The sequence below is a fragment of the Bradyrhizobium sp. 17 genome, assembly GCF_023073515.1.
Lineage (GTDB): Bacteria > Pseudomonadota > Alphaproteobacteria > Rhizobiales > Xanthobacteraceae > Bradyrhizobium > Bradyrhizobium canariense_D.
On sequence record NZ_JADPJQ010000012.1, the window covers coordinates 359,424 to 373,431 of the forward strand.

Genomic DNA, 14,008 nt, shown 5'->3' on the forward strand with positions numbered 1-14,008 from the left:
GGCCTACGGCATCGGCAGCTACATCCGCAATTTGCCGGGTACGCCACTGCTCCCGGGCTCCCACACGCTGCCGGGCTATTACGGCCGCCCCTGGGACTACGATTACCAGGGCGCGTATTACGGCGGGAAGCAGGTCGATTATTTCTGGCGCCTGCCCTACTCGTGCGGCATCTACGGCTATTGCTGAAGAGCAGATCCGATCAGCCGGCCTGACCGACGGGAACGGCGCGCGGCTGCGCTTCGGTTGCGCCACGCGTCGCGAGCCGCTCTGTCTGCATCACCGCAAGCGTCAGCACCACGATGGCGACTGCCTGATGCGCGAGCGCGAGATCGATCGGCACCTGGTTGAGCAGCGTGAGGATGCCGAGCAATGCTTGCAGGCTGACCGCGCCCAGCAGCAAAAGCGCGCCGCTTGCCGCCGAACCCGCGCGTGAACGCACGGCGTCGAACGCGTGCAACGCCGCCAGCGCGAACAGCGCATAGGCCGTCATCCGGTGCTCGAACTGCACCGTCAGCACATTGTCGAACATGTTGCGCCACCACGGCGTCTCGAACCACAGCCGCTCCCCTGAGGGAATGAACGCGCCGTCGATCTGCGGCCAGGTGTTGTAGGCGCGGCCGGCGCGCAGGCCCGCAACCAGAGCACCAAAATAGATCTGGATAAAGGTCACCGCGAGGAGCAAGGCGCTGGTAAAGCGCAGCCGCGACGATGCTGCGATCTGCGGACGCCCGGCGAGCCGCCGCACCGTCCAGACGATGCCGGCGAAGATCACGAGCGCGAGCATAAGATGTGTCGCCAGCCGATATTGCGACACCTCGACGCGTTCGGACAGCCCCGAGGCCACCATCCACCAGCCGACCGCGCCCTGGAGGCCGCCGAGCGCGAACAACAGCCACAGCCGCCGCTTCAACTCACCGGACAGGCCGCCGCGCCAGAGGAAGAACAGGAACGGCAACAGATAGGCGACGCCGATGAAACGGCCGAGCAGCCGATGGCTCCATTCCCACCAGAAGATCTCCTTGAACTCGGACAGGCTCATGCCGGCGTTGAGCTCGCGATATTGCGGGATCGTCTTGTAGGCCTCGAAGGCCGCCGTCCACTGCGCTTCCGAAAGTGGCGGCACGCTGCCCGTGACCGGCTTCCACTCGACGATCGAGAGCCCGGATTCCGTCAGCCGCGTTGCGCCTCCGACCAGTACCATCAGCGCGATCAGCGCAGCCACTGAGATCAGCCACCAACGCACGGCGCGATGCGGTTCGGACGGGGCGGAATTCGTCGTCATTCGAGGCAAAACCAGAGCTTGAACCGGACTGCGTGCCCCTTATAGTCCCCCGCTCCCGCAGCGCAAGTTACGCGAAAGCCGCGATATTCCGCCATGACGATCCGCACTCGCAAGTTCCTCGGCACCATCCTGCTCCTGGTGCTCGCCACCGTCTGGGCCCTGCTCGGCATGGCGCTGGCGCAGATGCCGTGGATCGCCGAGTCCGGCTGGCGCCAGGCCATCTATTATGTGGTGGTCGGCATGGGCTGGGTGCTGCCGGCCATGCCGATCGTGAGCTGGATGCAGCGGCCCGATCGGGCCAAGTCGAGTTCGTAGCGCTTCCAGTTCGTAGTGCTTCTAGGTCGCAGCAGTCCCGGTCGGCTTCACCGGCGCAAAAGCGACCCCCGACACCAGCACCCGCATCATGCGCAGCGAGCGCACCCGGCCATCCCAGGAAATGCGCGGCAGCGCGCGCAGATTGGTGCGTCCCTCCGCGTCCACCACGCCCGGGATCGTCGTCACCGCGCTGGCAAAGCCCGCCTCCTCCGCCATGATGACATGGCTGCGCCGGAACGAGGCGCGATCACCGAACGGAAAGGCGAGATGCCGGATGTCGCGATCGAAGGCCGCCTCCGCCACCGCCTTGCCCATCGTCATCTCGCGCAGTGCGGCCGCATCCTTCATGTTGGCGAGAACGGGATAGTTCACGGTCGCACTGCCGATCGTCACCAGCGGATCGGCCGCGAGCCTCGCCAGATCCTCCCAGTTCATCGATGCCTCGCGTGAGAGCGCGGCAAGGTCGACCCGGTAGCGCGTGCAGAGGTCTGCGATCGCAGCCGACACATCCGCCGGCGGCAGCGAGCGCAGCCAGGCCTCGAGGAACGAAAACAGCGCCTGCTTCTCCGTATTGCCAGTCACAGTGAAGCGCTGCTCCTTCTCGCCCATGATCAGGCTGACACGGCTCTCGCGCGCGATCACCTGTTCGAGGCCGAGCCACCACGCCTCACCGACACCGTCGGGAAACGCCGTGGGCACATAGATCGTGAAGGGCACGGCGTGGCGCGCCAGCACCGGATAGGCAAACTCGATCAGATCCTTGCCGGCGCCGTCGAAGGTGAGTGTCACGAAGCGGCGGTGTTCCGACAGCGTCACCGCGCGCCGGCAGACCTCGTCCATGCCGACGAAATCATAGTTCCACCGCTGCAGCGCGCGAATGGCGCGATCGAGGAAATGCGGCGTGATCTCGTTCTCGCGCAGCGGCTGAAACCCGCCGCGCCGGCGCGACCGCACATGCGCAAAGCGCAGGATGGCGCCGGCTCCACGACTGCGCAGCGCAGCCTGGCCCGTGAACCAGGTCAGCTCAAGTCGCAGCCGTTCCAGCCATCTGTCGTCGGATGCCAATGTCTCACCTCGCGCCCGTCGGCGGCCGGTCCCCTCTTATAGTCATTACCCTTTGTTGACATTTCTTTGCAAAGGTCGGCCACAGGCCGAATTACGCATATTTTTGATTTCTCGACAGGTTCGCGAATGACCATGGCTGGGGCGATGCAAAGCCGGACGGCAGAATTGCCAGCGCAGTCGAAAGCGGGCCGCATCGCGCATGTCGATATCGTGACCGATCTCGGCGCGGCCGAGGCCGTCTGGCGCGCCTTCGAGCAGCCCGGTCATCTCTTCACGCCCTATCAGCGATTTGATCTGCTCAGTCCCTGGCAGCGTCTGGTCGGCGAGCAGGAACGCGCCCGCCCCTTTATCGTCATTGCCCGCGACTCCGAGCATCGGCCGCTGCTGCTGCTGCCGCTCTCGCTGCGCCAAAGCCACGGCGTGCGCACCGCCTGCTTCATGGGCGGCAAGCATACGACCTTCAACATGGGCTTGTGGAACGCCGAATTTGCAGCGCAGGTCGCCAGCGGTGATCTCGACGCGCTGCTTGCGCCGCTCAACGAACATGCCGACGTGCTCGCACTGACGCAGCAGCCGCTGCACTGGAACGACCAGCAGAACCCGTTCGCGCATTTGCCACGCCAAAGCGCGATCAACGGCTGCCCGCTGCTCACGATGGAACCGGGCGGTCCGCCGGCATCGCGGATCAGCAACTCCTTCCGCCGCCGCCTCAAGAGCAAGGAGAAGAAGCTCCAGGCGCTCGCCGGCTATCGCTATCATTTGGCGACCACCGATGCGGACATCACCCGCCTGCTCGACTGGTTCTTCCGTATCAAGCCGGCTCGGATGGCCGAACAGAAGTTGCCCAACGTCTTCGCAGAGCCCGGCGTCGAGCAATTCGTCCGCAGCGCCTGCCTTGCACCACGCGGCGACGGCCGCGTCATCGACATCCACGCGCTCGAATGCGACGACGAGGTGATCGCAATCTTCGCTGGCGTCGCCGACGGCCAGCGCTTCTCGATGATGTTCAACTCCTACACGATGTCCGAGCACGCCCGCTACAGCCCCGGGCTGATCCTGATGCGCTACATCATCGACCGCTGCGCCGAGCGCGGCTACCGCTCGCTCGACCTCGGCATCGGCTCGGACGAGTACAAGCGGATGTTCTGCAAGGACGACCAGGACATCTTCGACAGTTTCGTTCCGCTGACGTCACGCGGAAAGCTCGCGGCCATGGCGATGTCCTCGCTGAGCCACGGCAAGCGGATGGTGAAACAGAACCAGATGTTGTTCGACCTGGCGCAGCGGCTGCGGCGAGCGTTCGGGTAGCTCTCGCCATTGCACGACTGCCCACCTTCTCCCCTTGTGGGAGAAGGTGGCGCGAAGCGCCGGATGAGGGGTTGTATCAGCAAGTCAAAATGCGAGAGGCACGCGCGGAGAGAGACCCCTCACCCGTCTCGCCGCTATCGCGGCGAGCCACCCTCTCCCACAGGGGGAGAGGGTGAGAAACGCCTACGCCGCCACGACGCGCGGCGCGTCCCTCGCATCCGACGGCTGCACCGGTCTGTTCAGCATCGTCACTTCATTGAATCCGACGGCGCTGAGCTGCTCGCACATCAGTGCGCGCGCATCCGGCGCCATCGACGCGTCGGGCACGACGACGGCGCGGGCATTCGCCGTCAGGAGCTCCGCAGGAAGGTCGGAGGCACTGCCGGCATCGAGCAGCACGTGGTCGTAGGCGCGCAGCAGCGCGTCGATCGCGAGCGTCACGCGGGGCGACTGCAACAGGCTGCGATCGAAGCCGGGGCGGCCTGCCATGACCAGATGCAGCCGCGAGAGCTTGTCCCGGGTGATGATCTGCGCGAACGACGCCTCGCCCTGCATCAGTTCGGCGAGGCCGGGTGCCGAGGCATCGACGGACACGGCGGCCATGGTCGGCGAGGACGCGGCGAGATCGACCACGACGACCCGCGCATCGCGCGCCAGGTGCCGGGCCAATGTCAGCGTCGACAGCGTGATGGCTTCGCCGCTCGCAGTGCCGAGCACCGTGACCTTCTTCGCCATGGCTCCGGCGGCGCGCAGGCTGTCGGCCAGATGCTCGATCTCCGCGAATTCGGCGACATCGGCATCGGCCGTCATCTCCGGCTGCAGCGGCGCGGGTTCTGCCATGACCGGATCGACGACCGGATCGGCGAAGGGCTCGACGACCACCGGTTGGACGATTTGTTCCTGGCGAGCCGACGCCCGCATGAGCGTTGGCGTGAACACCGCCACCGCACGGGGCGCGGTCTGGCGCAACAACTCTCCGGTGACGACGACGCCGGACGAGAGCAGCAGTGTCGCGATCGTCGCGATCAGCACGATCGGCAGCTTCTTCGGATAGGCCGGCGTGTTCGAGACGACGGCGCGCGAGATGATGCGGCCATCCGTCGGCGCGGTGTCGATGGTCTCGCGGGTGTTGGCCTCACGGTACTTCGCGAGATAGGTTTCGAGCAGGTCGCGCTGCGCCTTGGCCTCACGCTCGAGGGCGCGGAGCTGCACGTCCTGGCCGTTGGTGGCCGTCGCCTGCTTCTTGAGCTGCTCGAGGCTCGCCGACAATTCCTGAACGCGCCCGCTGGCGGCGCGCGCATCGTTTTCGAGCGTGCGGGCGAGCTTGGCGGCCTCGTCGCGGATCTGGGTGTCGAGGTCGGCGAGTTGCGCCTTCAACTCCTTGATGCGCGGATGGTTGCCGAGCAACGTCGACGATTGCTCGGCCAGTTGCGCCCGCAACGCCACGCGCTGCTGGGAGGGCGTGCGCATCGATTCCGAGTTCAAGATTTCCGACGATTCGATTGGCTTGCCGCTCTGGATCATCTCGCGGATCAGGCGCGCCTTGGACTCGGCATCGGCCTTGAGCGCGCGCGCGTTGTTGAGCTGGGTGTTGACCTCGCCCATCTGCTGGTTCGACAGCGTCGTGTTGTTGGTGCCAACGAACAGGCTCGACTTGGAGCGGAAATCCTCGGCCTTCGCTTCGGCCTCGGAGACATTCCGTCGCAGTTCGTCGATCCTGCCGGCATACCACTGGCTGGCGTTTCGGGCCTGGTCCTGGCGCGCATCCTGCTGGAGCACGAGATAGCCGTCGGCGATCGAATTGGCGACGCGGACGGCGAGATCGGGATCGGCAGACTGGAATTCGATCACGATCACGCGTGACTTGTCGACGGCGTAGGCCTGGAGGCGCTCGTAATAGGCGTCCAGCACCCGCTCTTCCGGCGTCATCGAGAACGGATCGCGGCCCATGCCGACCAGCGCCGCAAGAGACTTCAGCGGCGAAACGCCTTGCAGCACCGGATCGAACTCGGGCCGCTCCGCAAGCTTGTTCTTCTTGATGATCTCGCGCGCGAGATCGCGCGACAGCACGAGCTGCACCTGGCTGGTGACGGCTTCGGCGTCGAGCGCCTGCCGTTCCTCGGCGCGATCGCTATTGGGCCGCAGAAACACGTTCTCACGGCCGTCGATCAGGATACGGGATTCAGACTTGTAGCGCGGCGTGATGAGATTGACGATTGCGATGGATGCGACGAGCGCCAGCACCGTCGGAACGATGATCCAGCCGCGCTTGCGCGCCAATGCCGCGCCGAGCGCGTGCAGGTCGATGTCGCCGGATTCGACTGGCGCCGACCGCGGAGCAACGGGCGCAGGCTTTGCTTCAATGCTGGGCTCGAGTTCAGCCCGCTTGGCTGCTGCCTTCGAGACAGCCCGCTTGACCACCGCCTTGTCCTTGCCGGCACGCCAGAACGCTAAACGCATCGAACACTCCCGCAGGCGCAACGCCACGAACCTACCTCAACCAGGGCGATTACACTCCATTAAGGTTGCCGCTGGGTTAATCGCAGCGCCGGGCGGCTCGCGCAGGTGCGTCCGTCACCGTTTGTTAACCACGAGGCCTCTTAATCCGTCTCGATATTTCGTCAGATTGTTCGAGCATTCGCCGTCGAGCGCTGGTTTTGATCATGCCCCCCTCTCCCGACCAGCCGCTTCGCATCCTGCACGCCGTGCGCGCTCCGGTCGGCGGCATCTTCCGCCACATCCTCGACGTCGCCAACGGCCAGGTCGATCGTGGCCATCACGTCGGAATTCTCGCCGACAGTCTCACCGGCGGTGAGCGCGCCGACAAGGCCCTTGCCGAGCTCGCACCGCGGCTGAAGCTCGGCGTGCACCGGATGGCGATCCGCCGCGAACCGTCGCCTGACGATGTCCTGGTCTGGTTTCGCTTGCGGCGCCTGATCGCCACGCTCAAGCCCGACGTCATGCATGGCCACGGCGCCAAGGCCGGCGCTTTCATCCGGATGCGGCGGCGATCCGACGACACCATCCGCATCTACACCCCGCATGGCGGCTCGTTGCATTATCCCCTCAACACCCTCAAGGGCGAGTTTTACGCGCGGCTCGAGCGTGCGCTGATGGATGCGACCGACCTGTTCCTGTTCGAAAGCGCGTTTGCCCGCGACACCTATCAGCGCATCGTCGGCAAGCCGAAGGGCGTGGTGCATTGCGTCTTCAACGGCGTGACGCCGGAGGAATTCGAACCTGTCGTCATGGCCGACGACGCCACCGACCTCGCTTATGTCGGTGAGTTCAGGCACATCAAGGGCGCCGATCTGCTGGTCGACGCGGTGGCGCGCCTGCACGAGGGCGGCAAGAAGGTCACGCTGACGCTCGGCGGTGACGGCGAGGAGACCGCGGCGCTCAAAGCGCAAGTCGAGAGGCTCGGCCTCTCCAGCGCCATCCGCTTCATCGGTCACGTCAAGGCACGCTACGGCTTTTCCAAGGGGCGGCTGCTGGTCGTTCCCTCGCGTGGCGATTCCATGCCCTATGTCGTGATCGAGGCCGGTGCCGCCGGGATACCGATGATTGCGTCCAAGATCGGCGGCATTCCCGAGATTTTCGGCGCGGAGAACCCGGCGCTGTTTGCGCCGAGCAACGCGGAAGCCATGGCGGAGGCGATCGCGGCCGCGCTCGACAATCCGCTGGGAACAGCGCAGCGCGCCTTGTCGCTTCGCGAGCGCATCTCCGCGCATTTCTCGCAGCAGGCGATGGTCGAGGGCGTGCTCGCGGGCTATCGCGACGCATTTACCAATCACTAACCATTCTTAAGACCCGCTTTAGAGAATCTTCCGATTTGTCCGATAACCCAAGCGCCAGGGGATACTCGCCCGGGACGCAAGGACGCGGCCCGCGGGTTTTTGGAATGGACGTGGACGCCCGTGGAACCGCTCAACGCACGCTCGATGCTCGATGCCGCGACCAGCGCCGCGGCGAAGCCGGCTGACCGGCCCTTTGTGGAGCGGCGTCAACGGCTCTCGGCCGCCGCGCTCGACGTCGTCAACCAGAAGGTCGCCCGCGCCTATTCGCCGATCGTGATCACCGGCTTCGTGCGCCTCGCCGATTTCGCGCTGCTGAGCCTCGTCGGCATCGTACTCTATCTCGGCTATGTCATGCCGCACGCCGGCTCCTTCAGCTGGATCTATCCCGCGCAGATCATCGCCGTCGCGGTCTCCGCCGTGGTCTGCTTCCAGGCCGCCGACATCTATCAGGTGCAGTTGTTCCGCGGTCAGCTCCGGCAGATGACGCGGATGATCTCGTCCTGGTCGTTCGTCTTCCTGTTGTTCATCGGCATCTCCTTCTTCGCCAAGTTCGGCAGCGAAATATCGCGGCTCTGGCTTGCCGCCTTTTACGTCCTCGGGCTCGCCGCGCTCCTCTGCGAGCGTCTGGTGCTGCGCTCGCTAGTGCGCGCCTGGGGGCGCGAGGGCCGGCTCGACCGCCGCACCATCATCGTCGGCTCCGACCGCAACGGCGAACAATTGGTCGAGGCGCTGAAGCAGCAGGAGGATTCCGACATCCATGTGCTCGGCGTGTTCGACGACCGCAACGACAGCCGCGCGCTCGACACCTGTGCCGGCGCGCGCAAGCTCGGCAAGGTCGACGACATCGTCGAATTCGCCCGCCGCACCCGCGTCGATCTCGTGCTGTTCGCGCTACCGATCTCCGCCGAGACGCGCATCCTGGAGATGCTGAAGAAGCTCTGGGTGCTGCCGGTGGACATCCGCCTCTCCGCACACACCAACAAGCTACGCTTCCGCCCCCGCTCCTATTCCTATATCGGCGAGGTACCGACGCTGGACGTGTTCGAGGCGCCGATCACCGACTGGGACCTGGTGATGAAATGGCTGTTCGACCGCGTGGTCGGCACCCTCGCGCTGCTCGTGGCCTTGCCGGTGATGGGATTGGTGGCGCTGGCCGTGAAGCTCGACAGCCCCGGACCCGTGCTATTCCGCCAAAAGCGCTTCGGCTTCAACAACGAGCGCATCGACGTCTACAAGTTCCGCTCAATGTACCATCATCAGGCTGATCCGACGGCCTCGAAGGTCGTGACCAAGAACGACTCGCGCGTCACCCGCGTCGGCCGCTTCATCCGCAAGACCAGCCTCGACGAGCTGCCGCAGCTCTTCAACGTGGTCTTCTCCGGCGATCTCTCTTTGGTCGGCCCACGTCCGCATGCGGTACAGGGCAAGCTGCAGAGCCGCCTGTTCGACGAAGCCGTCGACGGCTATTTCGCCCGCCACCGGGTCAAGCCCGGCATCACCGGCTGGGCCCAGATCAACGGCTGGCGCGGTGAGATCGACAACGAAGAGAAGATCCAGAAGCGCGTCGAGTTCGACCTCTATTACATCGAGAACTGGTCGGTGCTGTTCGATCTCGTCATTCTGCTGAAGACGCCGATCTCGCTGCTGACCAAGAACGAGAACGCGTATTGAGTTGAATTTTTCCGTCATGCCCCTCCTTGTGCGCTGTTGCGCACTGGGGCGGGGCATCCGGTACTCCGCGGCGCCGGCCGCTTCCGCAATAGACGCCGCGGAGTACTGGATCGCCCGGTCAAGCCGGGCGATGACAGCGGTATTTGTGGCGTACCAGTTGCGTAAACGTATGAGCGTGTGATGGCGTATGCGGCAACAGCCGGGGAGATGAATGCAGCGGTTCGGGCCGCGCCCGGCGTGTTGGCGCTCCAGCGCGCGCTGGTATGGCTGGTCGGCGCCTCCGGCGCGATCGTGTTCATCGAGCCGAGCCCCTACGAGATCGTGACGTTGCTGGCCACCGTGACCTTCTTCGCCACCGGACTGCGTCTGCGGCTCGCTTTGATGCCGCTGGTGCTGATGCTGGTCCTGCTCAATATCGGCTATACGATCAGCGCGATCCCGCTGTTCGAGCAGTCCGAGGTGGTCAGCTGGATTGCGACCTCCTGGTACATGGCGGTGACGGTCGTGTTCTTCGCGATGGTCACGTCGGAGGACACCGCTGCCCGGCTCGACATGCTCCGCCGCGGGCTCGTCGTCGGCGCGATGGTCGCCTCGCTATTGGCGGTCGCCGGCTACTTCCACCTGGTTCCCGGCGGCGACGACCTCCTGACACTGTACGGACGCGCGCGCGGCACCTTCAAGGATCCGAACGTGCTCGGCGCCTTCCTGATCCTGCCGGCGCTGTTCTCGCTGCAGAGCGTCGTCTCCGACAAGTTCGGCAAGGCCCTCCGCAACGTCATCGCCTTCGGCATCATGTCGCTCGCGATCCTGCTCGCGTTCTCCCGGGCCGCCTGGGGCGGGCTGGTGCTGACATCCGCCTTCATGCTGGCGCTGATGGTGCTGACCAGCCGCACCAACGCGCAGCGCTCGCGCATCATCGTCATGGCGATTTTGGCCGCGGTGCTGGGCCTCGCGCTGATCGCGGTGTTGATGTCGTTCGATTCCACCGCCGAAATGTTCAAGCAGCGCGCGAGCTTCGACCAGAGCTACGACGAAGGCAGGTTCGGCCGGTTCGGCCGGCACATCCTGGGAGCGGAGATGGCGCTCGACCTGCCGTTCGGCATCGGCCCGCTGCAATTCCACCGCTTCTTCCCCGAGGACACCCACAACTCTTATCTCAACGCCTTCATGTCGGGCGGCTGGCTGTCCGGCATCTGCTACCCCGCGCTGGTCTTCACGACCGTCATCATGGGCGTCAGGCACATCTTCGTGCCGGTGCCCTGGCAGCGCGCTTATCTGGCGGTGTTCTCCGCCTTCGTCGGCACCGTCGGAGAAAGTTTCGTGATCGACACCGACCACTGGCGGCATTTCTGGATGATGCTGGGCGCGATGTGGGGCATGATCGCGGCTGCGCAGATCTACAAGATCAGGGCTGGCGACGAAGCTTCTTCAGCTTGAGATCGGGGCGTTTCTCGGGCGGCGTGTCGAGCAGGCCTTTCAGCGCCGCGGTCGCCGCCAGCACGCCCTTGTAGCCCTCATTGGCGAAGCGCAGCAGCAGGCGCAATTCCTGGTCGGAATAGCCGCCAAAAACCTTCTCCATCGCCTGCTGCATCGGCACGTAGAACTGGCCGAGCCTTTCGATCGCCTCCGGCACGACGGCAATGAAGACCTTGCGACGATCGGCATCGTCGCGCTCACGACGGACCAGGCCCGCCTTTTCGAGCCGGTCGACCACGCCGGTGATGGCGCCGGTCGTGAGCCCCGTGACTTCGGCGAGCCGGCCGGCGGTGACGCGGCCTTCGAGGTACAGGATGTCCATGCATTCGAGGTCGGAATTGGCGATTCCGGCAACGTTCGCAACGGTCTGGCCATAAAGCACGCCCTGCGCGGACGACCTGCGCATCGCCTCCTCGAGCTCCTGCAGCAGCGCGGCGCGCGCCTTCGTCCTTGACAAGGCAAACCTCGTATCTTAGTCGATATATATCTTAGTCACTAAGAGATTTAGCGACTGTAATTCTCCTAGCACCACGGAAACGTCGGGAGCAAGCCATGTCCTATCGTCCTCGCAAGGCCCTGATCATCGGCGCCGGCATCGCCGGCCCCGTCGCGGCGGTCCTGCTGCGCCGCGCCGGCATCGAGTCCGCGATCTACGAGGCCTGGCCCTATTCGAAGGGCATCGGCGGCGGCCTTCAGATCGCGCCGAACGGCATGCAAGTCATGGACGAGATTGGCCTTTCGAATGAGCTGATCAGCCGCGGCTCGATCGCGGAATCCTTCGACTTCTATTCGCAAGCCGGAGAGAGGCTCGGCTCGATCAATCGCGACATGGCGCGGCGCTTCGGCCAGCCCGCGGTCAATGTCTGCCGCGCCACGCTGAACGAGATGCTGATCGACAAGGCCTGGTGCGCATGCGTTTCACTTTATTTCGAGAAGCGCCTGATCAAGATCGAGGATCGCGCCGACCAGCCGATCATCGCCTACTTCGCCGACGGTACCACGGCCGAAGGCGACTTCGTGATCGGCGCCGACGGCGTGCACTCGGTGACCCGGCGCCAAGTCGTCCCGGACGGGCCGCAGCCGTTCGATACCGGACTGATCGGCTTCGGCGGCTTCGTACCGCACGCCGTCCTCGATGGCCGGCCGATCGGCCGGCACGTCGAAACCACGTTCGGACAGAGCGGCTTCTTCGGCTACGGCTATTGCAGCCCCGATCCGAACGACGGCGTGATGTGGTGGAGCACGCAACCCGCGCACGGCATGGACGCGGCGATGTTTCGCGCGCTCGACCATGCAACGCTGAAGCAGCACCTGCGCGGCTTCCACCGCGGCTGGCACGATCCGATCCCTGGCATCATCGAGGCAGCCGAGAACATCGTGGTCACCGACACGCTCGACGTCGCCACCCTGCCGACCTGGTCGCGCAAGCGCTCGTTGCTGATCGGCGATGCCGCCCATGCGACCAGCCCCCATGCCGGCCAGGGCGCCTCGCTCGCGCTGGAGGATGCGATGCGCCTCGCCCGGTTGATGCAGCAAGGCCGGGAGCTCGGCGCCACCTTCCAGGCCTTCGAGGCCGAACGGCGCCCGCGCACGGAAAAGATCGTCGCCATGGCCCGCCGCAACGGCAACAACAAGCGCGAGTTCAGCGCCACCGGCGCGTGGATCCGCAATCAGATGATGAAGTGGCTGCTGCCGCTGGGCGCGAAAAGCATGGAGTTCATGTACGCCTACGACGCGCGGGCGGTGTAGTGGCACGAACGCTGTCATGCCCGCCTTGTGCGCACTTGCGCACCGGGGCGGGCATCCAGTACGCCGCGGCCTCTCGATTCAATCGGTGCCGTCTCTGGAATACTGGATCGTCCGGTCGAGCCGGACGATGACACCGTGATTGCGGCAAGTGACCGCCTCTACTTCTCCACCGCGAACGTCAGCCCGGCATTCTCGACCAGCCGCTTGATCAGCTTGTGCTGCATCGCCGCGCCCGGGGTCCAGAAGCCGGCTGCGACGTCAGTCGTGTCCCGCAGCATGCAGATGGCGCATTCGGAGATCATCTTCGAGGTCGAGCCGTAGCCGGGATCGCGGTCGCCGGTGACGCCGGCGCGAACCATGCGGCCATCGGGTGCGATCGCGACATAGAGCAGATCGAACAGACCGTTTTCACGCTCTTCCTTCGACGGCCCCTCGCCCGGCTTCGGTGCGTCGGGGCCGGTCTTGCCCGCATTGGCAGCCATCACGAGCTTGGCGTTGGCCTCACCCTTCTCGCCGGGACCGGTCAGGACCATCTCGTCGTAGACGAAGTCCTGGCCGTAGGGGAATCCCATCAGCATGTTGGAGCGGTGAACGTTGCGCGTGTTGATCAGCGCCATCGTGAACGGCGCGGCCCAGGATTGCAGATCCTCCTCGAAGGCGGCCCTGTTGCCTTTCGGCTGCTTCGGGCCGGTGAAGCCGGGCGTCAGCGCAAAATGATCGTTGAGAATGGCGACAAGGCTGAGATCCTTGGCCACCGCATCGAAGGTCGCCTTAGCGCTGGCGGCGGTGCCGCCCGAGAGCGTGCCCCGCATGTCGCGCACACGCCCTTTCACCCGCGGGGCCGGCGCGCCGAAGACACGTTTAGCCTCTTCCTGGACGAAGAATGTACCGAGCTCGAACGGCACGGAATCGTAGCCGCACGACAACACGATCCGCGCGCCGCTCTCTTTTGCAGCCGCCTCGTACTTGTCGATCATCTGGCGCATCCAGATCGGCTCGCCGCAGAGGTCGAAATAATCCGTGCCCGTGGCCACGCAGGCCGCGAGCAGTTCTTCACCATAGAGCTGATACGGGCCGACGGTGGTGATCACCGACATGGTCTGCTCCGCCATCGCCTTCAGCGAAGCCGCATCCGAGGCATCCGCGACAATCAACGCCGTATTCCCGGGCGCGCCGATCGCATCGCGGACCGATTTCAGCTTGCCGAGGCTGCGGCCTGCCATCGCCCATTTGAGCGCGTGGTCGCTCTTGTAACGCTGGGTCAGGTATTCGGCGACGAGCTGGCCGGTAAAACCGGTCGCGCCATAAACGACGATGTCGAATTTCGCAGAGCTCATGATCCGC

The 14,008-nt window shown here is 65.1% G+C and carries 11 protein-coding genes and 1 pseudogene; 7 read left to right on the forward strand and 5 right to left on the reverse strand.

The genetic code is table 11. The annotated features are described in order from the left end of the window. Positions 1-187, forward strand: a pseudogene (locus IVB13_RS02945) (hypothetical protein); the annotation flags it as partial. Between the two features lie 13 nt (positions 188-200). On the opposite strand, the gene IVB13_RS02950 reads toward IVB13_RS02945, so the two are convergent. Next, positions 201-1,283 (reverse strand): COX15/CtaA family protein, encoded by a 1,083-nt coding sequence (locus IVB13_RS02950; protein ID WP_247487606.1) that lies wholly within the window; start codon positions 1,281-1,283, stop codon positions 201-203. A 93-nt stretch (positions 1,284-1,376) separates the two neighbouring features. On the opposite strand from IVB13_RS02950, the gene IVB13_RS02955 reads away from it, so the two are divergent. Then, positions 1,377-1,598 (forward strand): DUF2842 domain-containing protein, encoded by a 222-nt coding sequence (locus IVB13_RS02955; protein ID WP_007603477.1) that lies wholly within the window; start codon positions 1,377-1,379, stop codon positions 1,596-1,598. A gap of 21 nt (positions 1,599-1,619) precedes the next feature. Here IVB13_RS02955 and IVB13_RS02960 read toward each other — a convergent pair whose 3' ends face one another. Then, on the reverse strand, positions 1,620-2,663 hold the full coding sequence (locus IVB13_RS02960) for a polysaccharide deacetylase family protein (protein ID WP_247487607.1): 1,044 nt from the start codon (positions 2,661-2,663) through the stop codon (positions 1,620-1,622). Between the two features lie 126 nt (positions 2,664-2,789). On the opposite strand from IVB13_RS02960, the gene IVB13_RS02965 reads away from it, so the two are divergent. Next, complete coding sequence (locus IVB13_RS02965; protein WP_247487609.1) at positions 2,790-3,971, forward strand: GNAT family N-acetyltransferase; 1,182 nt, start codon at positions 2,790-2,792, stop codon at positions 3,969-3,971. 183 nt (positions 3,972-4,154) lie between these two features. Here IVB13_RS02965 and IVB13_RS02970 read toward each other — a convergent pair whose 3' ends face one another. After that, positions 4,155-6,431: an exopolysaccharide transport family protein gene (locus tag IVB13_RS02970; protein WP_247336899.1), complete on the reverse strand. Its 2,277-nt coding sequence runs from the start codon at positions 6,429-6,431 to the stop codon at positions 4,155-4,157. A 203-nt stretch (positions 6,432-6,634) separates the two neighbouring features. Here IVB13_RS02970 and IVB13_RS02975 point away from each other — a divergent pair, with 203 nt between their 5' ends. From IVB13_RS02975 to IVB13_RS02985, 3 genes are all read left to right on the forward strand, one after another. Then, a complete protein-coding gene (locus IVB13_RS02975; RefSeq protein ID WP_026232882.1) occupies positions 6,635-7,768 on the forward strand; it encodes a glycosyltransferase family 4 protein in 1,134 nt (377 codons plus the stop codon). A 120-nt stretch (positions 7,769-7,888) separates the two neighbouring features. Next, a complete protein-coding gene (locus tag IVB13_RS02980) occupies positions 7,889-9,439 on the forward strand; it encodes an undecaprenyl-phosphate glucose phosphotransferase (protein ID WP_018455131.1) in 1,551 nt (516 codons plus the stop codon). 180 nt (positions 9,440-9,619) lie between these two features. Further along, entirely contained in the window at positions 9,620-10,876 is a 1,257-nt protein-coding gene (locus IVB13_RS02985; RefSeq protein ID WP_247336903.1) for an O-antigen ligase family protein, read from the forward strand. Here the strand turns inward: IVB13_RS02985 and IVB13_RS02990 are convergent. Then, on the reverse strand, positions 10,845-11,321 hold the full coding sequence (locus tag IVB13_RS02990; RefSeq protein WP_051462695.1) for a MarR family transcriptional regulator: 477 nt from the start codon (positions 11,319-11,321) through the stop codon (positions 10,845-10,847). The genes IVB13_RS02985 and IVB13_RS02990 overlap by 32 nt on opposite strands. Before the next feature lie 146 nt (positions 11,322-11,467). Here IVB13_RS02990 and IVB13_RS02995 point away from each other — a divergent pair, with 146 nt between their 5' ends. Continuing rightward, positions 11,468-12,664 carry an FAD-dependent monooxygenase gene (locus tag IVB13_RS02995; protein WP_247487612.1) on the forward strand — a complete coding sequence of 399 codons (1,197 nt, stop codon included), beginning with the start codon at positions 11,468-11,470 and terminating at the stop codon, positions 12,662-12,664. A gap of 158 nt (positions 12,665-12,822) precedes the next feature. Here IVB13_RS02995 and IVB13_RS03000 read toward each other — a convergent pair whose 3' ends face one another. Further along, positions 12,823-14,001: a saccharopine dehydrogenase NADP-binding domain-containing protein gene (locus IVB13_RS03000; RefSeq protein ID WP_204511369.1), complete on the reverse strand. Its 1,179-nt coding sequence runs from the start codon at positions 13,999-14,001 to the stop codon at positions 12,823-12,825. Positions 14,002-14,008 lie beyond the last annotated feature (7 nt).